This window comes from Vibrio sp. 99-70-13A1 (assembly GCF_013114625.1).
GTDB lineage: Bacteria > Pseudomonadota > Gammaproteobacteria > Enterobacterales > Vibrionaceae > Vibrio.
Genome location: NZ_VTXD01000032.1, coordinates 37,277 through 63,454, shown reverse-complemented (window position 1 = coordinate 63,454; position 26,178 = coordinate 37,277). Strand labels below are relative to the sequence as shown.

25 protein-coding genes and 1 other RNA gene are annotated in these 26,178 nt (G+C 41.4%); 15 read left to right on the top strand and 11 right to left on the bottom strand.

Annotated elements, in window-relative coordinates; translation table 11 throughout:
- Positions 1-742 (top strand): transketolase C-terminal domain-containing protein (locus tag F0226_RS17765; RefSeq protein WP_301338162.1); only part of this gene is annotated, 742 nt, incomplete at its 5' end.
- A 74-nt stretch (positions 743-816) separates the two neighbouring features.
- On the opposite strand, the gene F0226_RS17760 is transcribed toward F0226_RS17765, so the two are convergent.
- Positions 817-1,053: a hypothetical protein gene (locus F0226_RS17760; protein ID WP_171736882.1), complete on the bottom strand. Its 237-nt coding sequence runs from the start codon at positions 1,051-1,053 to the stop codon at positions 817-819.
- A gap of 335 nt (positions 1,054-1,388) precedes the next feature.
- Between F0226_RS17760 and F0226_RS17755 the strand changes: the two genes are divergently transcribed.
- The 8 genes from F0226_RS17755 (at position 1,389) to mscS (ending at position 11,475) form a co-directional block, all read left to right on the top strand.
- Positions 1,389-2,099, top strand: coding sequence for a response regulator transcription factor (locus tag F0226_RS17755; protein WP_029222972.1), 711 nt, complete (start codon positions 1,389-1,391; stop codon positions 2,097-2,099).
- Positions 2,096-3,529 (top strand): ATP-binding protein, encoded by a 1,434-nt coding sequence (locus F0226_RS17750; protein ID WP_171736881.1) that lies wholly within the window; start codon positions 2,096-2,098, stop codon positions 3,527-3,529. Before F0226_RS17755 ends, F0226_RS17750 begins: the two co-directional genes overlap by 4 nt.
- The gene (locus F0226_RS17745) at positions 3,526-4,767 is read left to right on the top strand and encodes an ABC transporter substrate-binding protein (RefSeq protein WP_171736880.1); all 1,242 of its coding nucleotides are present in this window, start codon (positions 3,526-3,528) and stop codon (positions 4,765-4,767) included. The genes F0226_RS17750 and F0226_RS17745 overlap by 4 nt, the downstream gene beginning before the upstream one ends.
- 178 nt (positions 4,768-4,945) lie before the next feature.
- Complete coding sequence (locus tag F0226_RS17740; protein WP_171736879.1) at positions 4,946-6,469, top strand: PTS transporter subunit EIIC; 1,524 nt, start codon at positions 4,946-4,948, stop codon at positions 6,467-6,469.
- A gap of 156 nt (positions 6,470-6,625) precedes the next feature.
- Positions 6,626-7,675 (top strand): erythrose-4-phosphate dehydrogenase, encoded by a 1,050-nt coding sequence (gene epd / locus F0226_RS17735; protein WP_171736878.1) that lies wholly within the window; start codon positions 6,626-6,628, stop codon positions 7,673-7,675.
- A 165-nt stretch (positions 7,676-7,840) separates the two neighbouring features.
- Entirely contained in the window at positions 7,841-9,004 is a 1,164-nt protein-coding gene (locus F0226_RS17730; RefSeq protein WP_004735491.1) for a phosphoglycerate kinase, read from the top strand.
- Between the two features lie 154 nt (positions 9,005-9,158).
- The gene (gene fbaA, locus F0226_RS17725) at positions 9,159-10,235 is read left to right on the top strand and encodes a class II fructose-bisphosphate aldolase (protein ID WP_086048726.1); all 1,077 of its coding nucleotides are present in this window, start codon (positions 9,159-9,161) and stop codon (positions 10,233-10,235) included.
- Positions 10,236-10,608: 373 nt separating this feature from the next.
- Positions 10,609-11,475, top strand: coding sequence for a small-conductance mechanosensitive channel MscS (gene mscS, locus F0226_RS17720; RefSeq protein WP_171736877.1), 867 nt, complete (start codon positions 10,609-10,611; stop codon positions 11,473-11,475).
- Between the two features lie 90 nt (positions 11,476-11,565).
- Here mscS and F0226_RS17715 read toward each other — a convergent pair whose 3' ends face one another.
- Positions 11,566-12,210 (bottom strand): LysE/ArgO family amino acid transporter, encoded by a 645-nt coding sequence (locus F0226_RS17715; RefSeq protein ID WP_171736876.1) that lies wholly within the window; start codon positions 12,208-12,210, stop codon positions 11,566-11,568.
- A gap of 140 nt (positions 12,211-12,350) precedes the next feature.
- Between F0226_RS17715 and F0226_RS17710 the strand changes: the two genes are divergently transcribed.
- Positions 12,351-13,247, top strand: coding sequence for a LysR family transcriptional regulator ArgP (locus tag F0226_RS17710; RefSeq protein ID WP_171736885.1), 897 nt, complete (start codon positions 12,351-12,353; stop codon positions 13,245-13,247).
- Positions 13,248-13,357: 110 nt separating this feature from the next.
- Complete coding sequence (locus F0226_RS17705) at positions 13,358-14,071, top strand: oxidative stress defense protein (RefSeq protein ID WP_171736875.1); 714 nt, start codon at positions 13,358-13,360, stop codon at positions 14,069-14,071.
- 149 nt (positions 14,072-14,220) lie between these two features.
- On the opposite strand, the gene serA is transcribed toward F0226_RS17705, so the two are convergent.
- The 5 genes from serA to zapA all read right to left on the bottom strand — a co-directional run bounded on the left by serA (position 14,221) and on the right by zapA (position 17,560).
- Positions 14,221-15,450 carry a phosphoglycerate dehydrogenase gene (serA, locus tag F0226_RS17700; RefSeq protein WP_171736874.1) on the bottom strand — a complete coding sequence of 410 codons (1,230 nt, stop codon included), beginning with the start codon at positions 15,448-15,450 and terminating at the stop codon, positions 14,221-14,223.
- Positions 15,451-15,713: 263 nt separating this feature from the next.
- Positions 15,714-16,370 carry a ribose-5-phosphate isomerase RpiA gene (gene rpiA / locus F0226_RS17695; RefSeq protein ID WP_171736873.1) on the bottom strand — a complete coding sequence of 219 codons (657 nt, stop codon included), beginning with the start codon at positions 16,368-16,370 and terminating at the stop codon, positions 15,714-15,716.
- An 81-nt stretch (positions 16,371-16,451) separates the two neighbouring features.
- Positions 16,452-17,051: a 5-formyltetrahydrofolate cyclo-ligase gene (locus F0226_RS17690; protein WP_171736872.1), complete on the bottom strand. Its 600-nt coding sequence runs from the start codon at positions 17,049-17,051 to the stop codon at positions 16,452-16,454.
- A 5-nt stretch (positions 17,052-17,056) separates the two neighbouring features.
- A non-coding RNA gene (ssrS, locus tag F0226_RS17685) (6S RNA) lies at positions 17,057-17,241 on the bottom strand.
- Positions 17,242-17,251: 10 nt separating this feature from the next.
- On the bottom strand, positions 17,252-17,560 hold the full coding sequence (gene zapA, locus F0226_RS17680) for a cell division protein ZapA (protein WP_171736871.1): 309 nt from the start codon (positions 17,558-17,560) through the stop codon (positions 17,252-17,254).
- A gap of 389 nt (positions 17,561-17,949) precedes the next feature.
- On the opposite strand from zapA, the gene F0226_RS17675 reads away from it, so the two are divergent.
- Genes F0226_RS17675 through F0226_RS17665 form a run of 3 tightly spaced genes read left to right on the top strand, consistent with a single transcriptional unit; the run spans position 17,950 to position 20,963 of the window.
- Positions 17,950-18,525, top strand: coding sequence for a YecA family protein (locus F0226_RS17675; RefSeq protein ID WP_171736870.1), 576 nt, complete (start codon positions 17,950-17,952; stop codon positions 18,523-18,525).
- A gap of 26 nt (positions 18,526-18,551) precedes the next feature.
- On the top strand, positions 18,552-19,730 hold the full coding sequence (gene ubiH / locus F0226_RS17670; RefSeq protein WP_171736869.1) for a 2-octaprenyl-6-methoxyphenyl hydroxylase: 1,179 nt from the start codon (positions 18,552-18,554) through the stop codon (positions 19,728-19,730).
- 9 nt (positions 19,731-19,739) lie between these two features.
- Positions 19,740-20,963, top strand: coding sequence for an FAD-dependent 2-octaprenylphenol hydroxylase (locus F0226_RS17665; protein ID WP_171736868.1), 1,224 nt, complete (start codon positions 19,740-19,742; stop codon positions 20,961-20,963).
- 138 nt (positions 20,964-21,101) lie between these two features.
- Here the strand turns inward: F0226_RS17665 and F0226_RS17660 are convergent, their stop codons facing one another.
- The 3 genes from F0226_RS17660 to ygfZ all read right to left on the bottom strand — a co-directional run bounded on the left by F0226_RS17660 (position 21,102) and on the right by ygfZ (position 23,322).
- The gene (locus F0226_RS17660) at positions 21,102-21,308 is read right to left on the bottom strand and encodes a DUF1107 domain-containing protein (protein ID WP_171736867.1); all 207 of its coding nucleotides are present in this window, start codon (positions 21,306-21,308) and stop codon (positions 21,102-21,104) included.
- A gap of 559 nt (positions 21,309-21,867) precedes the next feature.
- Positions 21,868-22,344 (bottom strand): YbaK/EbsC family protein, encoded by a 477-nt coding sequence (locus F0226_RS17655; protein WP_171736866.1) that lies wholly within the window; start codon positions 22,342-22,344, stop codon positions 21,868-21,870.
- On the bottom strand, positions 22,345-23,322 hold the full coding sequence (gene ygfZ, locus F0226_RS17650; protein ID WP_171736865.1) for a tRNA-modifying protein YgfZ: 978 nt from the start codon (positions 23,320-23,322) through the stop codon (positions 22,345-22,347).
- 210 nt (positions 23,323-23,532) lie between these two features.
- On the opposite strand from ygfZ, the gene F0226_RS17645 reads away from it, so the two are divergent.
- Positions 23,533-23,793 (top strand): succinate dehydrogenase assembly factor 2, encoded by a 261-nt coding sequence (locus F0226_RS17645; RefSeq protein ID WP_171736864.1) that lies wholly within the window; start codon positions 23,533-23,535, stop codon positions 23,791-23,793.
- Positions 23,794-24,272: 479 nt separating this feature from the next.
- Here the strand turns inward: F0226_RS17645 and nadB are convergent, their stop codons facing one another.
- Positions 24,273-25,889, bottom strand: a complete 1,617-nt coding sequence (gene nadB, locus F0226_RS17640) for an L-aspartate oxidase (RefSeq protein ID WP_171736863.1) — start codon at positions 25,887-25,889, stop codon at positions 24,273-24,275.
- Positions 25,890-26,178 lie beyond the last annotated feature (289 nt).

The window sequence follows — 26,178 nt, the reverse complement described above, 5'->3', positions numbered from 1 at the left end:
GAACGGTATCGCTCTGCACGGTGGTTTCGTACCATACGGCGCAACGTTCCTAATGTTCATGGAATACGCGCGTAACGCTATGCGTATGGCTGCTCTGATGAAAATTCAGAACATCCAAGTTTACACGCATGATTCTATCGGCCTAGGCGAAGATGGTCCAACTCACCAACCAGTTGAGCAAATCGCTTCTCTACGCCTGACTCCAAACATGAGCACATGGCGTCCATGTGACCAAGTTGAGTCTGCTGTTGCTTGGAAACTGGCAATTGAGCGTAAAGATGGTCCTTCTGCGCTTATCTTCTCTCGTCAAAACCTTGCACAGCAAGACCGTGACGCTGAGCAAGTAGCTAACATCGCTAAGGGTGGTTACATCTTAAAAGATTGTGCTGGTAAGCCAGAGCTAATCATCATTGCGACAGGTTCTGAAGTTGAGCTAGCGGTAAGTGCTGCGGCTGAACTAACAGCTGAAGGCAAAGCGGTACGCGTAGTATCTATGCCCGCAACTGACGCATTCGACAAGCAAGACGCGCAGTACCGTGAGTCTGTACTTCCATCTGACGTTACAGCGCGTATCGCAGTAGAAGCTGGCATCGCTGACTTCTGGTACAAGTACGTTGGTTTCGGTGGCAAGATCATCGGTATGACAACGTTCGGCGAATCTGCACCAGCAGGTGAACTATTCAAGATGTTCGGTTTCACTACTGAAAACGTAGTAAACACTGCAAAAGAGCTTCTAGCTTAATAATTAGCAGTAATATGAACAGAAAAAAACCGAGCCATTGGCTCGGTTTTTTATTTGGCTTTCAGAAACATGAGTTACTCGAACTCCTTTCCCCAATTATCAAGTTCTCTAGTCCCACAGACCTTACATTCAACGTAACGATCCATGTTGTAGTAATGACCACCATTGATAATTGAATTAGCAAACAGCTTTATTCTTCCTAACAAAGTTGTGTCGGTATCATAGCTGCTTGTTTGGCGAACAAGAACTTCACTATGTGGCGTTTCTTTATTGCACGTTTTACAAAAATGAGTCGCTGGAAATCCAGACATAACCTTTTCCTTTGGTTGAGAAAACTAGGTTAGAAACAGCCGTAGAATTAGGTCAGACTCATTTAGATATCATTGCATAATACTCATAACATTCGCTAGATTTATAAATTTATTTTGTCGAGGTATGTCACCTAATTGATTCAGTGAGGAAATGTTATCTACGCTAGAGCTCAGTGCTTGTTCAAGTATTTAGCCATAGATTTAACTGAGCATAGAGTCATTTGTAACGAACAGCTTACATTGTGGAGTTTGAGCGCATTTCGTTATTAATATTCTTGAAAGATATAACGAAGTAAGAGAATGTTGGCGCGTTGTTTTCATATGAAAGGTCTAGCATGACAAACAAAGTAATCTTGGTGGTCGATGATAGTCAGGACATTCTTGATGCTCTTAGCGAATATCTGGAACGTTCAAGCTTTACGGTTATCACAGCTCTTGAAGGTAATGAGATGTGGAAGAAGCTTGAAACTGTCACACCAGATCTCATTATTTTAGACATCATGCTACCCGGAGATGATGGTTTAACCTTGTGCCAGAAACTACGTCTTCAATCTCAAGTTCCCATTATTATGCTCACCGCAGTAACCGACGATGCTGATCGAATCGCAGGGTTAGAAATTGGAGCTGATGATTATATTACTAAGTCATTTAACCCACGTGAGCTATTAGCCAGAATTAAAGCTTTATTGAGGCGTTCCACGTTTAGTCATAGCCAAGGTGAACGGACTCTGAAATTCATGGATTGGACGTTTGACACACTTAAACGACAATTAAAACATGAAGATGGTGAAGTGGTTTCACTTTCTAGTGCGGATTATAACTTGCTTACGCTCATGTTGGATTCTCCCAACCAGCTACTAAGCCGAAATGATATTGCTCAAGCGCTTTGGGGAAGGGATGCGGAGCCACTAGAGAGAGGCATTGATGTACAAATTAGCAGGCTGAGAAAGCAACTAAGAGACGATGACCGCAACACGATTATGACGGTAAGGCATCGCGGCTACATGTTAGTGATCGATTCACATATCAATCGTATTAAATTTTGAAAAAAAACATATTTCAGTCAATGGTTGCGCGTATCACCCTGTCTACGTTCATGGTTATTCTCATGGCTGAAATATTGGCAGGTGCGGTATGGTTTACGGCAACATCAGCATCAAAAAAAGAGTCGGCTAGCCACGCCATGACAGCTATATCATCAGCTGCGGCAGATACTATTAATTACTTCTCTGGTTTACCCATTAATTACCGTCACTTGGTGTTAGAACAGCTACGAAATATAGGAGGAACAAGGTTTTTCATATCCATAAATAACCATAAACTTCCTATCACTTCTTTATCCGATTACTCATTGGTTCCTCTGATGGAAGCACAAGCATCTGAACTCCTGAATCAGCAACTTAGAGACTCCCGAAAAGTACATGTCACTTTAACTAAGCGAGAGGATTTACGGGTGTTTAACTCTGGTATCAAGCTTCATGAACTTCCTGCATTGTGGAAAGACTACAGTTTAGTTTTAGGAAAATTGGATTTGCCTATTGCTGTTATTCAGGTGGAGTTTTCCGAAAATGAATGGCTTTATTTAGCCACTGTTCTGCCGTTGTCGTTTGATAGTCTGACCGATAATTTCATTGATAGCAGGCAAGTCATATTTCTCCTTATTGTTACCTTCATGCTGATGGGTGTTTCTTATGTTGTCTTACAGAAGGAAATTCGTCCTTTTCGTTCTTTAGCTCGCTCTGCCACGCTTATGGGGTCGCAAATGCAGATTGAAGAAATTAAAGAAGAAGGTAGCTCAGAAACCAGAGCGGCTATTCATGCTTTTAACAAAATGAACAGTCGAATCAAATCGTATTTACGGGACAGAGATATGTTCTTTAATGCGATATCCCATGATATTAAAACGCCATTAGCCTGTTTAAAGCTACGAACTGCAATGATGGATGATGAGCCAACAAAGTTAAGATTTGAAAAGCTTTTGAACGAAGTCGATATGATGTTGAACGGGGCTTTGCAATATATGCGAGATAATGACATCCACGAAGAATTAGAGTGGATTGATATTAACGATATTCTTGAGCAATGTGCGGCTGTTCATAACAAAAATGGAGTTTGCGTTAGCCTGATAGAACTGCCAAGGATTGAGCTTTATGGCAAGCCATTAGCAATCAAACGTTGTTTATTCAACTTAGTCGATAATGGCGTTAAATATGGAAAGACGGTCGACATCAGTATGTTTTCTTATTCTGATTCTATTCAAATCGTGCTGCGTGATGCAGGAAAAGGAATCAAAGAGGATATGTTAGAAAAAGTCTTTGAACCTTATTTTAGAGACAATGATACAGGCGTTGAAGGTTCTGGTTTAGGGCTAGCAATTGCTCGTAGTATCGCAAGGGCACACGGTGGGGACGTTCAGTTATCTAATTCACCAGAAGGTGGGCTTGAGGTAGACATTATTTTGGTAAATGCCCTATGAAAAAATGGTTACTGTTAAGCCTTTTGTTATCGACAAACCCCGTGTTCTCTTCTCCCTCTGTTGAAATGCTGCATTGGTGGACGGCTGGTGGAGAAGAAAAAGCGTGGTCGGTCATCGAGAAGCAATTTGAATCTCTACCTTATACGTTAAAAAGTGAACCAATCAGTGGCGGTGGTGGTGCTCCTGCCAAAGCGATTCTTCAAGCTAGAGCGATTGCCGGGTATTCCCCTGATATTGCTCTTATGGAAGGTCCGGCTATTCAGTCATGGGCGGCGTTAGGTTTTTTAAATGATGTCAATGAAGTCGCAGAATCGCAAAAATGGGATCAGTCGCTGTACCCTGATATTAAAGCTATTCATCAATATGACGGAAACTATGTCGCCATACCTTTGAATATCCACCGATTGAATTGGATGTGGATAAATCAAAAGGTACTAAATCAGCATCAACTTTCATCACCTCAGACGTGGGACTCGTTACTATTAACATTAACAACTCTGAAAGGTAAGGGGATTAATCCTTTAGCTTTGGGAGAAGACTCTTGGCAAATTGTGCAAGTTTTTGAAAATATTGCGTTTGGAGTGGGTGGGGCGAATTATTATCGACAGGCATTTGTTGATTTAGACCCTGACGCATTAAATAGCGATAAAACACTTGAGGCGCTCAACCGCTTTCGTTCTCTTGCTAATATTGTAGGCAGTGATTTACCAAGTATTAGTTGGGATCAGGGGACAAAAGCTTTGCTTGAAGGGGAGTTTGCCTTTCAATTTACTGGTGATTGGGCTCTGGGAGAGATGTTTAATGCAGAAGATGAAATTCCAGATTACATAGAATGTCGAGCGTTCCCTTCGACGGAAAAAGGTTTTATCTACAATGTTGATAGCTTAGCATTTTTTACCAAAGTAACGGGTGAAGATCATAATATGGTATCGGTAATGACCTCATTATCTTCCCCTAAATTTCTTTTAGATTTCAGTAAAAAGAAAGGTTCAATACCTGCTCAAGCCAATATACCTGTGAATGAATTATCACGATGCCAACAGCAATCTTATCAAGATTACATTCATGCGAGTTCTAAAGGTACAGCTATGCCAAGCCTGACCGATTCAATGGCTGTTAACCCAGTTCTTCAAAATGCGGTATCCAACGAGTTATACCGTTACTTTATGGACTCTTCCATTTCAGCGAAAACACTTATTGGGCATCTACATGCTATTAATAATGAAGTGTTTCGTTAGCTTCCTTTTCTTCTTTTGACTTTAAATGCCTAGCTAGAAATTACTTTGTACCTTTGATGTTTTCCAGCTTAGGTCTATTGTAAAAAACGAGTTACAAACTGCTTGCTATTTGTAACCTTCAGCCGTGTTGTTGTTGATAAAGTTCATTGGTATTCCATCGATATTAAAGGACTTTATTATGCTCGATAGTTTAAAAAGCTGCTTATCAAAGCTTTCCTTAATTGGGAAAGCGCTGATGCTGCCTATTTCTATTTTACCGGCTGCAGGCTTATTACTTGCCTTTGGTGCCAAACTTGATCTTCCATTAATGATGAGAGCTGGTGGCGTTATATTCGATAACCTTGCTCTCTTGTTTGCAGTAGGTGCTGCGGTTGGTTTGACTAAAGAGTCAGGCATTGCGGCTTTAGCGGCAATTGTCGCAATGTTGGTCATGAACGCGACAATGGGGGTTGCTCTTAACATTACTCCAGAGATGGCAATGGGGGGCGGTCGTTACGCCATGGTCATGGGGATTCCGTCTTTACAAACGGGCGTATTTGGTGGGCTTATTGCCGGAATTTTAGCGGCGGTGATGTACCAGCGTTTCTATAATACGAAGCTGCCAGATTTTCTTGGTTTCTTTGCTGGAAAACGCTTTGTCCCAATTGTGACTGCATTTTCAGCGTTTCTCATCGGTTTAGTCTTACCTCATATTTGGTCATATATTCAGTTTGGTATTGATGCGCTTTCGCATATGGCTAATGGCGGTAACATGTATATCTCGACCTTTATTTATGGGTTCATGGAGCGAGCTTTAATTCCAGTCGGTCTTCACCATATCTTCTACAGCCCTTATTGGTTCTCTTTTGGAGAGTACACCACGGCTGCTGGTACGATTGTAAATGGTGACCATACTATTTGGTTCAAAATGCTTGAAGACGGAGTAAAAACATTTTCAACGGATGAGTACCAAGAAGCGGGTAAATTTTTATCGGGTAACTTCGCTATATATATGTTTGCTTTCCCTGCTGCATGTTTGGCTATGTACCATGAAGCGAACAGTAAGAATAAAAAAATTGCAGCCGGTATTTTAGGGTCTGCTGCTTTGACCTCTTTTGTTACTGGTATTACAGAACCCGTTGAGTTTGCATTTATCTTTGTTGCCCCATTGCTTTATTTATTTTCAGCCGTGATGGCTGGCGTTTCTTATGCCGTGACTTATGCGTTAGATGTGCATATAGGGAAAACATTCTCAGCCGGTATTATTGATTTTGTTTCGTTTGGTGTGTTGCCTGCAATGGATGGATTCAAAACCAATTGGATCAATGTCATTTTGTGGGGGCTAACGATGGCAGTGATTTATTACACAGTGTTCCGTTTTGCTATTCGTAAATTTAACTTGAAAACGGTAGGTCGAGAAGACACTCAAAGTAAGGCGATTACTTTAGATAATGAAACCTTGGCAAGTGAAATTACAACATTGATTGGTGGGGCAGCAAATATTACGTCTATAGGCTCTTGCATTACGAGGTTACGTTTACAAATTAAAGACCAGACATTAGTCGACGAGCTTGCAATTAAAGAACTCGGAGCGATGGGGGTCATCAAAGTGGGCTCAAATGGTTTGCAGATTATTCTTGGCTCAAAGGCTCAGTTTGTCGCTGATATTATGAGTGACAACACAAGTGGCACGCCAAGTTCACTGTCTACCAACTTAAATTAAAGCAATCATATTGGAAAAACTGCATTCGTCATTGAAGGCAGTTTTTTCTTTCCAGAACCTTAATTGCTAATGGTACCTTTTGTATTCAATTAATGCGCTTTGCGTGCGATTCGGTTACTATCTGTTGCACGAAATTTTGGTTAGATGTATGGAACTATGCTAAAGGTCGCAATCAACGGATTTGGAAGAATAGGGCGCAATGTACTCAGAGCGCTATATGAAAGTGGCAAAAGCCAGCAGATCAAAGTCGTCGCTGTTAATGAGCTTGCACAGCCAGATGCTATGGCTCATCTATTGCAGTACGACACCAGTCATGGTCGTTTTGGTAAAAAAATATCTAATGATCAAGAGCACATCTATGTTCATCACGGTATTGGTGCTGAAGATAAAGGTGAGTTTGATACCATTCGAATTCTCCATTTAGCCGACATCGAACTGTTACCTTGGCGAGACCTTGAGGTCGACATTGTACTCGATTGTACAGGTGTTTATGGCTGCCGTGCTGATGGCCTAGCGCATATAGAAGCCGGTGCAAAGAAAGTACTGTTTTCTCATCCTGGCGCGAATGATTTAGATAACACGATAATTTATGGTGTTAACCACGAAACTATTACGGCTGACGACAGAATCGTATCGAATGGCTCGTGTACGACCAACTGTATTGTACCTATCATAAAAGTCCTTGATGAAGCGTTTGGTATTGAGTCTGGCACCATTACTACCATTCACTCTTCCATGAATGATCAACAAGTCATTGACGCTTATCATACTGACTTACGCCGTACCCGAGCGGCAAGCCAATCCATCATTCCTGTTGATACCAAACTCCATAAAGGTATTGAAAGAATCTTCCCGAAATTTTCTAACAAATTTGAAGCTATATCTGTGCGAGTGCCAACGGTAAATGTCACAGCTATGGATTTAAGTGTCACAATTAATACGAATGTGAAAGTTAATGACGTAAATCAAACCATTGTTAATGCATCTCAGTGTACATTACACAATATAGTTGATTATACTGAAGCGCCGCTCGTTTCTATCGACTTCAATCATGATCCCCATAGCGCGATTGTTGATGGTTCTCAAACACGAGTGAGTAACGGGCATTTAGTGAAAATGCTGGTTTGGTGTGATAACGAATGGGGCTTTGCAAACCGAATGCTGGATACGGTACTTGCAATGAAAGCTTCTGAAGGTGAGAAGTAATACCTTGAAGCAAATATGAGGATTATTTATTTTTTGGCTTGAAATAAATAAGCAGTGTCCACATATTATTAGCAGTTAAAGAATTACCAGTTGAAGAATTTATAGGCTTAGCAGGGTTGCTGAGTTTCCAAAACTTTATATTTATTAAATTTGAGAGGACAAATCATGTCTGTGATCAAGATGACTGACCTGGAACTTGCAGGTAAACGCGTATTCATCCGTGCTGACCTAAACGTACCAGTAAAAGACGGTAAAGTAACTTCAGACGCTCGTATCCTTGCGTCTCTACCAACTATCAAGCTTTGCCTAGAAGCTGGTGCAAAAGTGATGGTTACTTCTCACCTTGGTCGTCCTACTGAAGGCGAATACAACGAAGAGTTCTCTCTAGCTCCTGTAGTTAACTACTTAAATGACGCGCTAGACTGCGACGTTAAACTAGCGAAAGATTACGTAAATGGTCTTGAGCTAAACGCAGGTGAACTAACGGTTCTTGAAAACGTTCGCTTTAACAAAGGCGAGAAGAAAAACGAAGAAGCACTTTCTAAGCAGTACGCTGCACTATGTGACATCTTTGTAATGGACGCATTTGGTACGGCTCACCGTGCTCAAGCTTCTACACACGGCGTTGGTACTTATGCTCCTGTTGCATGTGCTGGTCCTCTTCTTGCAGCTGAGCTTGAAGCTCTTGGTAAAGCAATGGACAACCCAGCTCGTCCATTAGTGGCTATCGTTGGTGGCTCTAAAGTTTCTACTAAACTAACAGTTCTAGAATCTCTTTCTAAAATTGCTGACCAACTTGTTGTTGGTGGTGGTATCGCGAACACGTTCATCGCTGCTGAAGGTCACAACGTAGGTAAGTCTCTATACGAAGCTGACCTAGTTGAAACGGCTAAGAAGCTAATGAAAGAGTGTGCTATCCCAGTAGCGACTGACGTTGCATGTGCTAAAGCATTCGACGAAAACGCAGAAGCTGAAATCAAGCACGTTTCTGAAGTTCAAGACGACGACATGATCTTCGACCTTGGTCCAGATTCTACTGCTGCTCTTGCTGAAATCATCGGCAATGCAAAAACGATCCTTTGGAACGGCCCTGTAGGCGTATTCGAATTCAAAAACTTCGAAGCGGGTACTGCTGGAATTTCTAAAGCAATCGCTGACTCTGAAGGTTTCTCAGTAGCTGGTGGTGGTGATACGCTAGCGGCTATCGACAAGTTCGGTATCAAAGCTGACGTTTCTTACATTTCTACTGGTGGTGGCGCTTTCCTTGAGTTTGTTGAAGGCAAAGTACTTCCTGCAGTTGCAATGCTTGAAGAGCGTGCAAAAGCATAATTGATTTAGAAAGGCGAGATGTGAATCTCGCCTTTTAACGTTTGCTGCACATCACAGTTTTTTGCTAGAATAGCGGAAGTTGTGAGCAAACGATTGCAAATTTTTAAACTTAAGTTTTTTATCTTAAAACGAATAGAATAATAGGACTATTTCCATGTCTAAGATCTTCGATTTTGTAAAACCTGGTGTGATTTCTGGCGATGACGTACAGAAAGTATTTGAAGTAGCAAAAGCAAACAAATTTGCTTTACCTGCAGTAAACGTAATCAACACTGATACTATCAACGCTGTTCTTGAAGCTGCTGCTAAAGCTAAAGCTCCAGTTGTTGTTCAGTTTTCTAACGGCGGTGCTGCATTCTTCGCTGGTAAAGGCGTTAAACTTGAAGGTCAAGGTGCACAAATTCTTGGCGCTGTAGCTGGTGCAAAATACGTTCACGCAGTAGCAGAATCTTACGGTGTTCCAGTTATTCTTCATACTGACCACGCTGCTAAGAAACTTCTTCCATGGATCGACGGTCTACTAGACGCTGGTGAAGAGTTCTTCGCACAAACTGGTAAGCCACTATTCTCTTCTCACATGCTAGACCTTTCTGAAGAGTCTCTAGAAGAGAACATCGAAACATGTGCAGCTTACTTAGCTCGCATGGCTAAACTAAACATGACAATCGAGATCGAACTTGGTTGTACTGGTGGTGAAGAAGACGGCGTTGATAACTCTGATATGGACGCATCTGAGCTTTACACTTCTCCTGAAGATGTTGCATACGCATACGAGAAACTAAACGCAGTTAGCCCACGTTTCACTATCGCAGCTTCTTTCGGTAACGTACACGGTGTTTACCAAGCTGGTAACGTTGTACTTACTCCAACTATCCTGCGTGACTCTCAAGCATACTGTGCTGAGAAGTTTGGCATTGCAGCTGACGCTCTTAACTTCGTATTCCACGGTGGTTCAGGTTCTTCAGAAGCTGAAATCCAAGAGTCTATCGGTTACGGCGTTATCAAAATGAACATCGATACTGATACTCAGTGGGCTTCATGGGATGGCGTTCGTACTTACGAAGCTGAGAACCGTGACTTCCTACAAGGTCAAATTGGTAACCCAACTGGCGAAGCTGCGCCAAACAAGAAGTTCTACGATCCACGCGTATGGCTACGTGCTGGTCAGTCTTCAATGGTTACTCGTCTTGAGAAAGCATTCGCTGACCTTAACGCTGTAGACGTACTATAATTCTTTGAATTAAGTACTCTTTAAGTTTTAAAAGCCCGCTCATTGAGCGGGTTTTTTTATGTATGATAAAAAGTTGTGCTATTTATGTGAAAACCCTAGCCTCAAGTGAATAAATTGCGTAGTCTTTTATTCATCGATATGATTCTTTTTGTGTAAGTGATTGTTATCCAAGTTCTTACATAAATATGACTTTGAAATCTGACAAAGATAGGATATCGTGCCGAAAAATTGAACATGGTTCAGTTTATAAAAAGGACTTGGTTTAAGTTTGTTTTAACATGATGATTTATTAGAAAATATTCTAGTGAATCATTACAGAATAAACTTAACTTAAGGCAGTTTAGCTCATAGCATATTATAGAGGATGCACATTATGGCTGATGGTTCTACAGCACTTGAGACTCCAATTGTGGATGGTTTGTCTCATGCAGAACAGTGGTTAACAAATAATTCAGATCTGTTTATTCAATACGGTGTAAACATAATCTCAGCACTTGTTATTCTATTTATTGGTAACTTAATTGTTAAAGCAGTAGCGAATAGCGTGTCTAAAGTTCTTCAGAAGAAGAAGATGGACCGAGCAGTCGTTGAGTTTATTCACGGTCTTGTTCGTTACTTATTATTTGTTATTGTTTTAATTGCTGCACTTGGTCGTCTTGGCGTTCAAACTGCTTCAGTGGTTGCTGTTATTGGTGCGGCTGGTTTAGCCGTTGGTCTTGCACTGCAAGGTTCACTATCTAACTTTGCTGCTGGCGTACTTATTGTCGCGTTCCGTCCATTCAAGTCTGGCGACTATGTGGAAATCGGCGGTGTTGCAGGTTCAGTTGATTCAATTCAAATCTTCCAAACTGTTCTAACTACGCCTGATAACAAAATGGTTGTAGTACCAAATGGCAGCGTGATCGGTAGCCCGATTACGAACTATTCTCGCCATGCTACTCGTCGTATTGATTTAATGATTGGTGTTTCTTACAACGCTGATTTACAAAAGACCAAAGCGCTTTTGACTCAAATTTGTGAATCTGATGAGCGTGTACTTAAAACTCCTGGTGTCCAAGTTGGTGTTCATACATTGGCTGACTCTTCAGTAAACTTTGTGGTTCGCCCATGGGTTGAAACTGCTGAGTACTGGAATGTGTATTTCGACCTGATGCAAGCAATCAAAGAAGGCTTGGATAAAGAAGGTATTGAAATCCCATTCCCACAAATGGATGTACACATGAATAAAGTAGAAGCTTAATGTCTAGTTAGTTTTTGTAGCTATAAGCTTTCATAAGGAAAGGCGGATAACTTAGGTTGTCTGCCTTTTTTTTGATTTAGACTATTCACCTTATCCGAAAACCAAAGTCCCATACTGTTCAATCAGACCATTCGCCAATACTAAGGCAATAGAAAACATCATAACCGCGACAGCGACATCGATCCCTTTCTTAACATTCGGACGTGATAGCACAGGTCCTAGCTTGGCTGCGCCAATAGATAAAGAGTAAAACCAAGTAAATGAAGCGAGGATTGTCCCAATAGCAAAAGCTATGCGGTCATTCCCTTCAAATTGACCACCAATAGATCCTAGAATCACTACTGTGTCCAAATATAAGTGGGGGTTAAGAACCGTTACTGCTAATGCTCCTAAAATAACGGTGCGTTTTCCTCGCGCAGTAATTTGCCCTTTAGATTCTTCATTTTCTTTGGATCTGAAGGCACTCTGTAGAGAAAGAACACCGTAAATAGTTAAAAAGGCGATTCCTCCTAAAGTGACTGACGTCAGAAGAAATTCATTTTGTGAAAGAATCGCTCCTCCACCAAAAATACCTAGTGAAATGAATAGGGTGTCTAACAAGCTACATATGGTTGCAGTCGTTAAATGGTGGTTTCGTTTAATGCCTTGGTTTAGGACATAGGCGTTCTGAGCACCAATTGGAATAATCATACTTGCCCCTAAACCAAATCCTTGTAGAAGAATCCAAAAATTCATATCAATCTCACTTATTCCATCGTTGTATTTCGTAATGGAAGCAAAGTAACGCGAACTAATTAATAAGTATAATTAATGATTTTAATGTTTAATTAGAGTTGCTAATGTTGAGTTCATCGATAGAGCGAGAGGGAAAATTGATGCGTGGTTTGGATTATAAATGGATTGAAGCATTAGATGCGGTAGTCAATAAAAGGAGCTTTGATCGTGCGGCTGAGCATCTTTATATCTCTCAGTCAGCGGTGTCTCAAAGGATCAAACAACTTGAGAAGTGGCTCGCTCAGCCAGTATTAATTCGAGAAACACCACCTAAACCGACTCAGGTTGGTCAGAAGCTATTAGCTTTTTATCAGAGGGTTAGGTTGCTTGAGCATGATGTATTGCCTGAAGTTATGAACGAAGAATCAATACGCCCTTTTTCTATCTCGATTGCGACCAATGCGGATAGTTTAGCGACTTGGCTATTACCGGCTTTATCGAATGTCATGAAGGCACGATCTGTCGAACTTAACCTTGCGATCCATGGCGAATCTCGGACGATTGAAAAACTGAAAAGTGGTGAAGTTGCAGGAGCTATCAGTTTAGAGTCTCAATCCATTCCGGGTTGCGGCGCTGATTATCTTGGTGTTATGGAGTACGTCTGCGTGTCTAGCCCTGACTTTTATGAGCGATATTTTTGTGAAGGGGTGAACGATGTAAGTTTAAAAGATGCACCTGCTGTCTCTTATGATCAATATGATGATCTGCATAAAAAGTTTCTTCATGATCATTTCGATATGCCTCGCGACAGTATCATTAATCATACAGTGGGAAATTCTGAAGCTTTTGTTCGGTTAGCGTTATCAGGTGTCGCTTATTGTTTAATACCTAGGTTACAGATTATCGAAGAGCTAAATTCGGGCTTACTTATCGATATTACTCCCGGCTTTCTGTTGTCCTACCCCATCTATTGGCACCACTGGCAGCTTGAGAGTGGAATATTAAAAGAAGTGTCAGAGGAAATATTACAATATGCTCGAAACAACCTTCCCCAGTAGTGGGATTATTTACACAGTCAAAGTTATGTAAGAACTTCACTTATAGGATTGGTTGCAGATGAAAATCGCCTATTATGTAAGGGTATTATTAACCAATAAAGGTTGTTTAAATGAAGTTTGTTCCAAGTGTGATTGTTAAAGCGTGTGCATTAACCGCGGCTCTGAGTGCAGTGAGCTTCTCATCTTTTGCTGATTCTCCGAACTTCCCGCATATTTCAACTACTGGCTATGGTGAGGTGGTAGCAAAGCCTGATATGGCGACATTTTCTGTGAAAGTGGTGGAATCAACCATGACGGCAGAACAAGCTAAAGCGACAGTTGATAAAGTGGTTAGCTCTTTTCTTACTAAATTACAAAGTGCTGGTGTTGAAGATGCGAGTATAAACAGCTCTAATATTTACCTAGCGCCTCAGTATCATTACCCTAAAACAGGTAAGCCAGAACTGGTTGGATATCGAGCATCTCGAAATGTCACTGTGCAGGTAACTGACTTAACGAACCTAAATAAGTACCTAGATATTGCATTAGGTGAAGGCATCAACCAAATTGATAATATTCAATTACAAGTTCGCGACCAAGCTAAGTATCAAGAGAAAGCACGTCTAGAAGCCATTAAAGACGCTTCTTATAAAGCAAAATCTTTAGCGTCTGGTTTTGAAAAAGAATTGGGAGATGTGTGGAAGATTGATTACAACGCACAATCGGTTCAACCTGTTCTAATGCGCTCTATGGCAATGGATGCAAGAACTGAATCTAGTACTTACCAAGATTCAACCATCACTATTCGTGATCGAGTAGATGTGGTTTATCAGTTGGAAGACTAATTAGATCATGATGATCTTTTAACTACGATAGGCCAAAAGCTTAAACGGTTATAGTCAGTTATCAGTTATTTGCTAGCTATTAGCTCAAGAAAAAGCAAAAAGGCTCTCGCAATGAGAGCCTTTTTTATGCTTGATATTAATCAGGCTGATTAGTGAAGCAGACGAGCACGAATAGTACCTGCGATCTCTTTAAGCTTTAATAATGCTTCTTCAGAGCGGTCAGCTTCAACATCAATTACTACATAGCCCATGTTTGCTGATGTTTGTAGGTACTGACCTGCAATGTTAATTCCTTCTTCAGCAAAGATGGTATTAATTTGAGTCAAGATACCTGGGCGGTTTTCATGGATGTGCAGTAAGCGTGAAGTACCTGTATGCAGTGGTAGTGATACCTCTGGGAAGTTAACACTCGATAGAGTTGAACCATTATCAGAGTACTTCGCTAGTTTACCAGCAACTTCAACACCAATATTTTCTTGTGCTTCTTGAGTTGAACCACCAACGTGAGGCGTTAGAATCACGTTATCAAATTTCATGAGTGGAGATTCAAATGGGTCTGCATTAGTTTTTGGTTCAGTCGGGAATACATCAATAGCAGCGCCAGATAAATGACCAGATTCTAGGGCATGACATAAAGCTGGGATATCAACAACAGTACCACGAGCGGCGTTAATAAAGATTGAACCTGGTTTCATGCGATCAAATTCTTCTTTACCCATCATGTTTTTCGTTTCATTCGTTTCTGGAACATGAAGAGAAATAACATCACACTTATTCAATAGCTCAGTCATTGTGTGCACTTGAGTCGCGTTACCAAGAGATAGCTTGTTTTCAATGTCGTAGAAATAGACGCGCATACCAAGGTTTTCAGCAATAATACCTAGCTGAGTACCAATGTGACCGTAACCAATAATACCTAAACGCTTACCACGAGCTTCATTTGAGCTGTCTGCACTTTTCTTCCAAATACCACGGTGAGCCAGGGCATTTTTTTCAGGAATTCCACGTAGGAGCAACAGCACTTGACCAAGTACCAATTCTGCTACGCTTCGAGTGTTCGAGAATGGTGCGTTAAATACTGGAATACCGCGTTCCGCTGCTGCGTTTAGGTTAACTTGGTTAGTACCAATACAGAAACAGCCGATCGCAACGAGCTTTTCAGCTGCATCAATGACTTCTTGGGAAAGATTAGTACGAGAACGAATACCAATGAAGTGAGCATCTTTTACTGCTTCTAGTAACTCGTCTTCTGCTAAAGAGCCTTTGTGGTACTCAATGTTTGAGTAACCCGCAGCTTGTAATACTTCAACTGAAGATGGATGAAGACCTTCAAGAAGTAGAATTTTTATTTTTTCTTTTTCCAGTGAAACTTTAGCCATTATTCTCGTCCTTTAAAATGGGAAAGGTGGGCAAATGCGGCGCACGTGCTACAAAATGGCTAAAGGGGAATAAACTGACCATTTTGTTAGGAGACAAACGATTTCCCTGTGCGTCTTCTGACCAATAAAGTAACAAAAAAAAATTGTTTTGGGTAAGAAAATTACGGAATAAGCCATAATTTTAAGGATGAAAAGTAAAAAAAACGGCGCCCTTAGGCACCGCTTGTAATGAAGTAACAGAAAGTGGCTTTCACTTTATGTTGTTATTCTTCAATTTTTGCACCTTCAGGGGTACCAGTAATAACAACATCTGCACCGCGATGTGCAAATAAACCAACGGTAACAACACCAGCAAGACCATTGATTGTGTCTTCAAGTTTCTTAGGTTCTTTAATCGCCATGCCGTAAACATCTAAGATAACGTTGCCATTGTCTGTAATGACGCCTTCACGGTAAACCGGGTCACCACCAAGCTTCACTAATTCACGAGCTACGTAAGAACGAGCCATTGGAATCACTTCGACAGGAAGTGGGAATTTACCTAGAACGTCTACCGCTTTTGTACCATCAACAATACAAACAAATTTATCTGAAATAGCAGCAACAATTTTTTCACGAGTCAGTGCAGCGCCGCCGCCTTTAATCATGTCGCGTTCTGCGTTAATTTCATCAGCACCATCAACGTATACATCAAGCTTGAATACGTCATTACATTCAAAAACTTTGATTTCCAGAGCTTCTAATTTTTCAGTTGAAGCAACCGAACTTGAAACTGCACCTTTGATTTTTTCTTTCATTGTGCCAAGAGCGTCGATGAAGTGATTCACTGTAGAGCCAGTACCTACACCTACAATGCTGCCTTCTTCAACATACTTAAGTGCTGCCCAACCTGCTGCTTTCTTCATTTCATCTTGAGTCATGCCAATCTCCTGAATACGATAGTGCATTTGAATTAATAGAACGTGCGTTAGAGTTAACGTTTGCGGGCGGATTATAGCGCTTTAATGATGAATTTCCCATTGCCAAGTCTTACTTGGTGTCACGATTTTCGGCAGTGGAATATCCCAACTTTCTGTCGGAAGACGTTCTACTTGCTGGCAATCATGAGCAAGACCTACCGGTATTGCTCCATTTCCAGTTTCAAACCATTTGGACAGAGTGCGATCATAATATCCACCTCCCATCCCGAGTCTTTGCCCCTTTGAATCAAAAGCGACGAGTGGGGTGAAGATGAGATCAAGCTGAGCTACCGGTTTTACTAATGTTTGATTGAGCTTTGGTTCGATAATACCGTATTTATTGTAAGTCAGTGGTGTTGTCGAATTGTAATGAAGAAAGAGTAGGTGCCCTGGTGAGAAAGGGTGAAGCACTGGTAAATAAGTTTGCTTACCTTGAGACCAAAGCCACTCAATTAAAGGTTGAGTATCAAGCTCACCATCAGCAGAAATATAGAGCGCAATATGTTGAGCTTTAATGAGTTCTGGTTGTTTGGATACTTGGGTAATTAAATCGAGACTGGCTTGATGCTGAACATCACTAGGTAGTGCATTACGAGTGTGACGGATTTGCTTGCGAAATTCGCTACGAGATAGTGAATTCATAGAAGGAATACCCCAAAGTGCCGTTGAGAATAGATGGCCCTTGAACCAGCGAGTTCAAGGCGGATCAGCAATGATTACCGTAGGCTTCTCGGTACAAGCCGAGCATGCTCAATAGCACTCAAGTACTAACCCTTAGGGATTGCTTATCGGCTCGGGGACGTGAATCCTCTGACAAACACTCCAGGGTAAATTTGTGTACGCTATTGCTGTCCTTGCTTGACCTTACTTAATGCATCTTCAAGAGATGTCGTGAGCAGTTCCATTCGCTCGGTCAGTGCGTTTTGTTTTTGGCTGTTATCATTTTGCTTAGTTTGTAATTCATAGCAAATATTCAGAGCAGCAATCGTGAGGAGTTTTACCTCATTGGTTACCTTAGTACGTTCAGCCATCTCTTTCAAACGATTATCGAGATCTGCAGCCGCTTCAATTAATGACTCTTCTTGACCTGCAGGGCAATTAACTCGAGTCAGTTTTCCTAAAATTTCAACGTCTACCGCTTGATTACTCATGATGGATGAACTCTATTAACGCGCTGTCTAAGGTTGTTGCTCTTTGCCATTCCTTAAATTAGTGACACATAAGGAAGTGCAATAATTGAGGTGCTTTCGCGATCTAATTGAAAGATTTAGCTCTCAACTTGAAAGACAAAGTATTACCCTCTGGGAGAGGAACTATAGGTAAAGCGCTATTAAGATTCAAGCTTTTCAGACCTCGTGTTTGCAAATGAGAGCTTGAGCACACAGTAAATCAACAAATTGAACAATTGCTATCCACTATCTTGTTATTTGGTCGATTTCGACGCTTACGTCAATAATGGTGAAATGGTACGATTGTCATAATTAAGAACGATCGGTATGAATATTGAGATCGTATCAAAGACTAATAAGCGAGCTATCTGATGAGTGAGAAAACTTTACCTGATTATCTAACCGTTGCCACTGAACTTCAATCAGCAAGCCTAGCGGTAAACCCAGCAGAAATGCACGGTTTATTGACCGGTATGCTAAGTGGCGGTTTAAGCCTTGAAGACAAAAGCTGGCAGCCACTTATCTTTGATTACACTAATGAAGGAATAGGGTGGCCAGATCGTGTTCTTACATTAGCGGAAGCTGCATTAAAAGTGACGACTGGTGAAGTCACCGGCTCTGGAATGGAGTTATCTCTTTTACTGCCTGATGAAGACGCAAGCGCAAGCGTTTTTGATTTAGCTGACGGTGTATCAGATTGGATTAACCACTTTATATCAGGGTTAGGTCTTGTGGGCGCTAAGTTAAATAAAGCATCAACAGAAACAAAAGAAGCATTAGCTGATCTAGAAGAAATGGCAAAACTAGGCATTGATGAAGAAGATGATCTAGAAGAGCAAGCTCAGTTGTTAGAACATGTTATCGAGCACGTAAAAGCTTGTGCTTTGACTATTCATGCAGAGTTTGGTGCTCGTCCGACTGAAGAATCGACACCAACTATTCACTAATTTCTTCATTATCCTCCGAGGTCATGATGGCTCAGTTTGATGTTGTTATTGCTGGTGGTGCAATGGCAGGTGCTACTTTAGCACTTGCCCTTACTCGCTTAAGTAAAGGCGCATTGTCTATTGCAGTGGTAGAACCTTACCAGGTTGATCACCTTTCACACCCAGGTTTTGATTCTCGTTCAATAGCTCTGTCTTATGGAACGGTTCAAATATTAGATTCTTTGAATCTATGGCAATCAATCGCTCCGGTAGCGACACCTATCAAAGATATTCATGTATCTGATAAAAATCATGCAGGAATGACAGATATTCGCAGTGAAGATTATTCTGTCGATGCATTGGGTTATGTCGTTGAGCTGGCGGATGTTGGTCGTATTTACCAACAGAAATTAGAAGCTGATTCAAATATCACTTTATTTTGCCCTGATTCAGTGACAGCGATTGAGCGTCATAATCAGTCGGTAGATATTGAGCTAAAAAGTGGTGACAAGCTAACGTCAAAGCTTCTTGTTGCCGCTGATGGGGCTATTTCTGCGTGTTGTCAGCAGTTACAAATTCAGCTTGCTGAGCATGATTTTGAACAAGTCGCTGTGATAGCGAATATCATTGCAGCAGAAGAACACCAAGGGCGAGCTTTCGAGCGTTTCACCGCTAATGGTCCGGTTGCGTTATTGCCTATGAGTGATAATCGTCTTTCTTTGGTATGGTGCTTGCCACCAAATGAAGCTGAACGCGTGATGTCTCTAAGCGAACAAGCGTTTATTGATCAACTTCAAAACGAATTTGGTTGGCGACTTGGTCAATTACAAAAAACGGGTCAACGAGCCTCTTATCCATTAATTTTACGTCATCGACCTCATAATATTTCTCATCGTTTTGCCATTGTGGGTAATGCCGCGCAAACCCTTCACCCTATTGCAGGGCAGGGCTTTAATTTGGGCATTCGCGATGTTGCTTCTTTAGCTGAAGAGTTATGTACGCAACTTGATGACGTTGGGGCTTATGCTGGTTTGGTTCGCTTTAGAAAGCGTCGTGAGCATGATAGAGAGTCAACCATTACGCTAACCTCGAATTTAGTCCATTTATTTTCTAATGATTGGCCGGCAGCAAGAATTGGTCGAAATTTAGGACTCGCAGCAATTGATAATATCCCTCCACTAAAAGGTCCACTTTTGCGTCATACGCTTGGCCTGATAGAAAGATAAGGTAGAAAAATGATGCAAAGTGTTGATATTGCCATTGTAGGCGGTGGCATGGTCGGCTTAGCGTTGGCAGCAGCGTTAAAAGACAGTGACTTAAGAATTGCAGTGATTGAAGGTAAAGAGCCAGTCGAAGGGCTGAATGATTTACCAGATGTGCGCGTTTCTGCGCTTAGCCGTTCAAGTGAAGTGATATTACGTAACCTTGGTGCGTGGCAAGGAATAGAGCAAAGACGAGCAGCCCCTTATCAAGCAATGGAAGTGTGGGAGCAAGACAGTTTTGCTCGAATTGAGTTTGATTCTACCCGCTTGGCGCAGCCTAACTTAGGTCATATTGTTGAAAATAGAGTTATTCAGCTAGCACTTCTTGATCAAGTTAAAAAGCAGGATAACGTGCAGCTGTTCATGCCTTCAACGTGCCAATCACTGGCTATCGGTGAAAGTGAGGCATGGTTAACGTTAGACAATGGACAAGCATTGACAGCTAAGTTGGTGGTTGGAGCCGATGGGGCAAATTCTTGGGTACGAAAACAGCAAGACATTCCTCTAACTCATTGGGACTACGGTCATAGCGCGATTGTCGCGAATATCAAAACCGCTGAATCTCACCAGTCAGTCGCTCGTCAAATCTTTACTCCGCAAGGACCTTTAGCGTTTTTGCCAATGCAAGATAGCCATATGAGTTCTATTGTTTGGTCTACTGAACCGAATAGAGCCGATAAATTGGTTGCTATGTCTGAGCATGAATTTAATAAAGCGTTGACCTCCGAATTTGATTCAAAATTAGGTCTATGCGAAGTCGTTGGCGATCGCTTTGCCTTTCCACTACGCATGCGTTACGCACGAGACTTTGTAGTGGAACGAGTCGCGCTAGTTGGCGATGCTGCGCACACCATTCACCCATTAGCGGGGCAAGGTGTAAACCTAGGCTTATTGGACGCTGCAAGCCTAGCTCAGGAACTTTTAAGTTTATGGAGAGCTGGGGAAGACCTTGGTTTGAAGCGTAACTTACGTGGCTATGAGCGATGGCGCAAAGCGGAAGCCGCAAAAATGATTGCTTCTATGCAAGGTTTTAAAGATTTGTTCGAAGGGGATAACCCAGCGAAGAAGCTGATACGTGGTATTGGAATAAAACTCGCTGGTCAGTTACCTGGTGCTAAAGATGAGATCATGAAGCGAGCTTTAGGTTTATCAGGGCACTTACCAGATCTCGCAAAGCGACCTGTTACACCTAATTAAGATGCGTTTAAATAGCAAAGGGTTGGCGATGAGCCAACCCTTTTTCAATTATTTGTACTTCAACTCACAGCATTAGTGAGTTATTCAGTTTTTAGAATACTAGAAATGAAATTAATGCTTTAGTTTGATGTATGAATTTTATGCGTAAGCACAGCGTAATTTCATTATCTCACTGTTAATTTCTTTCACTGTTTTAAAGTGGCGCTTTTCTGCTCTTTCTGGCAAAACTAGCTTTCCATTATCGAATTCAAATTTGCCAACGCCGTAAATGTAGATTCGTCCTTTAAAAAGTCGACTCACATGTTTAGCAATCATACCTGGTGTATAGCGCTTAAACAGTCTCATTCTATTATCCTTATATTTACCTAGCACTGCATATTATAAGAAAACTCCGCAGGGAGAATTGTGATTACGATGGAGTAAAATGCAGTTGAACTGAACATAATTAGATATTTGTGCTGCTGTGGGCAGTTATTACCGCAAATATCTACTTTAACGTGAGGTTCTTCTCAAAAGAATACGCGCCAGTGAACCATCCTGATTTCTACTCGCCGTATTAAGCATTATGAATGTTACGTTTTTAAGAATAGTTGTAAATTTTTTGTTTGTGTAAGAGAAAGGTAAATTTTTGGCATAAAAAAAGCCCGTCTTAAAAAACGGGCGAATAGTCACAGATGCATTACACAAAAGTGGATACTGATATTACTCAGTGGATTCACTTGCACTAGTCAGTACCTTTTCTTAAAGGCTAACCAGTAAATTTAGATTACCGCATTAAATTAAAAATGACTACTTATGTATCAAAGATGACTATTTATTTTATGTCAATGTTATTTACTTGTGATGAGTTTCACGTTTATATGCAACATATTAATACTTTAGGTTTAATTATGTGAGCTCATGACTAGTCATGATCCCGACAAAGCGGAAAGATCATGGGTGAACATAATTTAATGAGTGCTTCACAGTTAATCGCAATGCCAGCCATACTATGACCAGAACTGATCGTGACGATCTCTTGTAGCAATAAGGAGGGATCAAAGAGGACTGGAAATGAAGATTTTAATTTAAGTGGTCCAACGGTTCCGACTTTAAAGCCAGTTAGAGATTCGACTTCATCGAGAGACACACAGGTCATGCGTCTACAATTCAAAGCAGCACGTACTTTTTTAGGATCAACTGAACGGTCGCCAGGTACGCAGGCAAGTGCTAATTGACCACCCATGTCTCGAAGAAGGATGCACTTCACCATTTGGGCTGGGTTTATCCCTCTTTCTAGGGCTGTATCCTCGATGGAAGTTGTGGGTTTACTTTGAACGAGCAAGTGATAATCCACTTGCTGTTCATCTAGATATTGAGTTACTTGTGTTTGGTGTAACACTTATTCATCATCATCATTTAGGCTGTAAGGAAGCGGTAAGATTGTCCATTCGGTATCTGGTTGATCGACTAAACGCAATTTAACGTCGTCATCAAGATTATTCGGCAAAACCACTAGCCCAATCGCTTGGTTGTTTGAGAATTGGTATACGTTAAGTAATTGACCTGCATTACGCCAATTATCACCCACACTTCTTTCTAATGTAATTGGTTCATTGAGGTTGAGTTGTTCTGTGGTGCTCCCTGAAACAATACACATTTCGCGCTTGTTTATTCCGCGGTATTTTGCTCGAGCAACGGTTTCTTGCCCGGTATAACAACCTTTAGTAAAGCTGATACCACCGATTGCTTGTAGGTTTAATGCTTGAGGAATGTGTTCATTCTGGTTGGCACTAGATAGGCGAGGTTGAGCATCAAGAATTTCAAGGTATTGCCATAGTTCTTGGCTTACTTTTTGTGCTTTAGCTGATGTTGCTAGCTCTTCTGCCTGTGCTTCACTCACGAGTAAAGCCCAGCGGTTTTCCGATACCTTTACTGCTGTACCGCCCGCAATTACACGTACGTCACCTGTTTCGTTTGAAAGAGTGTCAATAAATGCGTTCGCAGATGCACCCATTACACCGATAACTTGTTCGTCGGTTTCATTGATGTCAACTTTTGAGAAGACCGCGTATTTCTTAATTTCTGGTAGCTCGATTTCAATAGCAGACTTAGGTTGAAGTAATGCATAGCCACCATTGTGATGAAATAAACGGAAAATGCTCCACACTTTGCCTTTCGCATCGCAATGGGCACCAAGTGTCGACTTATCGCTAGGAAGAGTCACGACGTCGCAAGTTACCTGTCCTTGTAAGTATGATTTTTTATCATCACCTACCATGGTAATCGCACTCCAATCAGAGACGTGTGTCATCATAAGATCGGGAAGTGTTTCATCGGGTGCGTAAGCTAGTGGCTGAAATTCATTTTGCCAATCCATTTTCTTTTCCTAAACAATTCATTTACCTCTATGGTAATCCTGTTCGATTTCTTTGTCAGCATAGGTTTTTAATAGATTAATTCTTTATGGTGTGACTTTTGACTATTTAAGTTTTTTGCGAGCTTAGGTGGGGACTGTGACTCACATAGTAGTTGCTAAAGGTTAGTCTTGTTACACTCCCACCAAATATATATTAGGTGAGGATAACCAATGTACACTGCAGAGCAGAAAGCACGAATTAAATGGGGCTGCCGTCGTGGGATGCTCGAGCTAGACGTTGTCATTATGCCATTTTTTGAAGAGTGTTTTGACTCACTGCAAGATCAAGAGCAGCGTGATTTTGTGTCGCTACTTGAGTCTGACGATCCTGATTTGTTCACTTGGATTATGGGTCATGGTCGTAGTGAGAATCTAGGGCACGCTTCAATGGTAGATAAGATTGTTGCACACAACCTCAGCAAGGTGCGTTAAGCTCCGGCTTCAGCGTTCAACCAATGCATCACTAGCAAAAGGCACTGTTATATGGTGCCTTTTGTGCTTAGTGGTCTTTTCTCCCATCCCAATTTCAATATCCCTTTACTGTCTTTATCTCCTTCATGTTCACTCGACACGTTCAGACTATTTCCACTCTGCATTATTGGGTTCAGTTGAATGGTTAGACAGTGGCAAGCTAATCATCGACACAAAACCGTATGACATTATTCGTTCGGATCTGATTTGGGCGAACTTTTTCATTACGTTTAAGTTGAGTGATAAAAAACATGTTTTATTGTGGAGAGACAGTTGCGATGAAAAAAGCTATCGGAAAATACTCGCAAGATTGAGATAAAAAAAGAGAGCCGAGGCTCCCTTAATATTTGGTGGCAGAACTTATGTCACTTATCGATAAGTTTTTAGTTCTGATGAACTAGGGTCTAATCAGCTTTAGAGTGACTTAGTCTGCATGTAAATCAGTTACTTTGCTTAGTTGGCTTAAGGATTGTTGGGCCGCTATCTTTTGCCAACTCTGGATAATCAAGCGTGTAATGCAAGCCTCGGCTTTCTTTACGTTGCATTGCACATTTCACCATTAGCTCTGCAACTTGTAGTAAATTTCTAAGCTCAAGTAAGTTATTGGAAACCTTGAAATTACTGTAATATTCATGGGTTTCTTGCTGCAACATTTGAATGCGACGTAATGCTCGTTCTAATCGCTTATCTGTACGAACAATCCCCATGTAATCCCACATGAATAAACGCAGCTCATGCCAGTTATGCTGGATGATGACCTCTTCATCACTGTTGGTCACTTGGCTTTCATCCCATGCTGGCAGTTCTGCACATAGCTGAGATTGGTCAATGTTTTCAACAATATGCTTAGCAGCAGACCAAGCGTAAACCACACATTCAAGTAGAGAATTTGAAGCCATACGGTTAGCCCCATGCAAGCCTGTGTAACTGACTTCACCAATCGCGTAGAGGTTAGTTAAATCAGTTTGTCCTTGCTGATCGACCATAACGCCGCCACAAGTGTAATGGGCTGCTGGTACGATTGGAATTGGCTCTTTGGTCATATCAATGCCCAAATCCATTAAGCGGGTGTGAATCATTGGGAAGTGCGCGGTAATGAATTCTTCAAGCTTATGGCTGATATCTACATACATGCAATCAGCACCAAGGCGTTTCATTTCGAAGTCAATGGCACGAGCGACGACATCGCGAGGAGCAAGCTCACCACGTTCATCAAAATCTTTCATGAATCGTGAACCATCTGGGCGACGTAAATAAGCGCCTTCACCGCGCAACGCTTCTGTAAGTAAGAAGTTTCTTGCTTCAGGGTGGAATAAGCAGGTTGGGTGGAATTGGTTAAATTCTAAGTTTGCAACGCGGCAGCCTGCACGCCAAGCAATGGCAATACCATCACCAGAAGAGACATCTGGGTTTGACGTATATTGATAAACTTTAGAGGCGCCACCAGTAGCAAGTACTACGAATTTCGCGCGTACCGTTTCAACATGCTCTTGATTACGGTTCCAAATATATGCCCCAATAACTTTGTTTTTATCACCACCGACTTTGTCTTCTGTAATTAAATCTAATGCGTTATGACGCTCGAAGATTTCGATGTTTGGGTGGTTATTGACGTTATCTTGCAAGGAGGTTTGCATCGCCATGCCTGTTGCATCTGCGGCATGTAGAATACGGCGATGGCTATGGCCACCTTCGCGCGTTAGGTGATATTTTGGATCACCGTCAGTGCTGGTTTCGTCTTTATCAAATGGGACACCACCATCAATTAACCACTGAACACATTCTTTAGCATTCTCAGCAATAAATTGAACGGTGTCTTCTTCACATAGCCCTGCACCTGCAATTTGCGTATCTTCAACGTGCGACTCAATACTGTCGGATTCATCGAAAACAGCGGCAATGCCACCTTGTGCGTAGTAGGTCGATCCCTCGCTACGTGGTCCTTTACTTAATACAATTACTTTTGCATGTTCAGCAACGCGTAAGGCTAACGACAAGCCTGCAGCACCACTGCCTACCACTAATACATCACACTGATGTTCACGGTTCGCGTTCATAAAACTTTTAAAATCCCGGGCTATAGTAGAGTTGTCCACTCTCGTTTTGATTCTGTCCTTTACGTGACATAAATACTGAAGCCGCAATTATTGTATAGTCACAATTACGTCCAATATGCCCTAAACGTTGTGCAAATGCGCAACAAAGACAGCAACCTAAAAATAATTATTTTGGTCAAAACCATTGCTTTTAGTTAAGCATCCCCAATTTTAAGGGATAGACCAATTTTTTATTACATCACATTGTGAAACAATAATGGCAAATAATTTGTAGAAAATTGGAACTTTC

What these genes read in the sequence shown, in the direction of transcription:
- F0226_RS17760 (WP_171736882.1), bottom strand. Translation starts at nt 1,053, where the DNA reads ATGTCTGGATTTCCAGCGACTCATTTTTGTAAAACGTGCAATAAAGAA.
- F0226_RS17755 (WP_029222972.1), top strand. Translation starts at nt 1,389, where the DNA reads ATGACAAACAAAGTAATCTTGGTGGTCGATGATAGTCAGGACATTCTT.
- F0226_RS17745 (WP_171736880.1), top strand. Translation starts at nt 3,526, where the DNA reads ATGAAAAAATGGTTACTGTTAAGCCTTTTGTTATCGACAAACCCCGTG.
- F0226_RS17740 (WP_171736879.1), top strand. Translation starts at nt 4,946, where the DNA reads ATGCTCGATAGTTTAAAAAGCTGCTTATCAAAGCTTTCCTTAATTGGG.
- epd (WP_171736878.1), top strand. Translation starts at nt 6,626, where the DNA reads ATGCTAAAGGTCGCAATCAACGGATTTGGAAGAATAGGGCGCAATGTA.
- F0226_RS17730 (WP_004735491.1), top strand. Translation starts at nt 7,841, where the DNA reads ATGTCTGTGATCAAGATGACTGACCTGGAACTTGCAGGTAAACGCGTA.
- fbaA (WP_086048726.1), top strand. Translation starts at nt 9,159, where the DNA reads ATGTCTAAGATCTTCGATTTTGTAAAACCTGGTGTGATTTCTGGCGAT.
- mscS (WP_171736877.1), top strand. Translation starts at nt 10,609, where the DNA reads ATGGCTGATGGTTCTACAGCACTTGAGACTCCAATTGTGGATGGTTTG.
- F0226_RS17715 (WP_171736876.1), bottom strand. Translation starts at nt 12,210, where the DNA reads ATGAATTTTTGGATTCTTCTACAAGGATTTGGTTTAGGGGCAAGTATG.
- F0226_RS17710 (WP_171736885.1), top strand. Translation starts at nt 12,351, where the DNA reads ATGCGTGGTTTGGATTATAAATGGATTGAAGCATTAGATGCGGTAGTC.
- F0226_RS17705 (WP_171736875.1), top strand. Translation starts at nt 13,358, where the DNA reads ATGAAGTTTGTTCCAAGTGTGATTGTTAAAGCGTGTGCATTAACCGCG.
- serA (WP_171736874.1), bottom strand. Translation starts at nt 15,450, where the DNA reads ATGGCTAAAGTTTCACTGGAAAAAGAAAAAATAAAAATTCTACTTCTT.
- rpiA (WP_171736873.1), bottom strand. Translation starts at nt 16,370, where the DNA reads ATGACTCAAGATGAAATGAAGAAAGCAGCAGGTTGGGCAGCACTTAAG.
- F0226_RS17690 (WP_171736872.1), bottom strand. Translation starts at nt 17,051, where the DNA reads ATGAATTCACTATCTCGTAGCGAATTTCGCAAGCAAATCCGTCACACT.
- zapA (WP_171736871.1), bottom strand. Translation starts at nt 17,560, where the DNA reads ATGAGTAATCAAGCGGTAGACGTTGAAATTTTAGGAAAACTGACTCGA.
- F0226_RS17675 (WP_171736870.1), top strand. Translation starts at nt 17,950, where the DNA reads ATGAGTGAGAAAACTTTACCTGATTATCTAACCGTTGCCACTGAACTT.
- ubiH (WP_171736869.1), top strand. Translation starts at nt 18,552, where the DNA reads ATGGCTCAGTTTGATGTTGTTATTGCTGGTGGTGCAATGGCAGGTGCT.
- F0226_RS17665 (WP_171736868.1), top strand. Translation starts at nt 19,740, where the DNA reads ATGATGCAAAGTGTTGATATTGCCATTGTAGGCGGTGGCATGGTCGGC.
- F0226_RS17660 (WP_171736867.1), bottom strand. Translation starts at nt 21,308, where the DNA reads ATGAGACTGTTTAAGCGCTATACACCAGGTATGATTGCTAAACATGTG.
- ygfZ (WP_171736865.1), bottom strand. Translation starts at nt 23,322, where the DNA reads ATGGATTGGCAAAATGAATTTCAGCCACTAGCTTACGCACCCGATGAA.
- F0226_RS17645 (WP_171736864.1), top strand. Translation starts at nt 23,533, where the DNA reads ATGTACACTGCAGAGCAGAAAGCACGAATTAAATGGGGCTGCCGTCGT.
- nadB (WP_171736863.1), bottom strand. Translation starts at nt 25,889, where the DNA reads ATGAACGCGAACCGTGAACATCAGTGTGATGTATTAGTGGTAGGCAGT.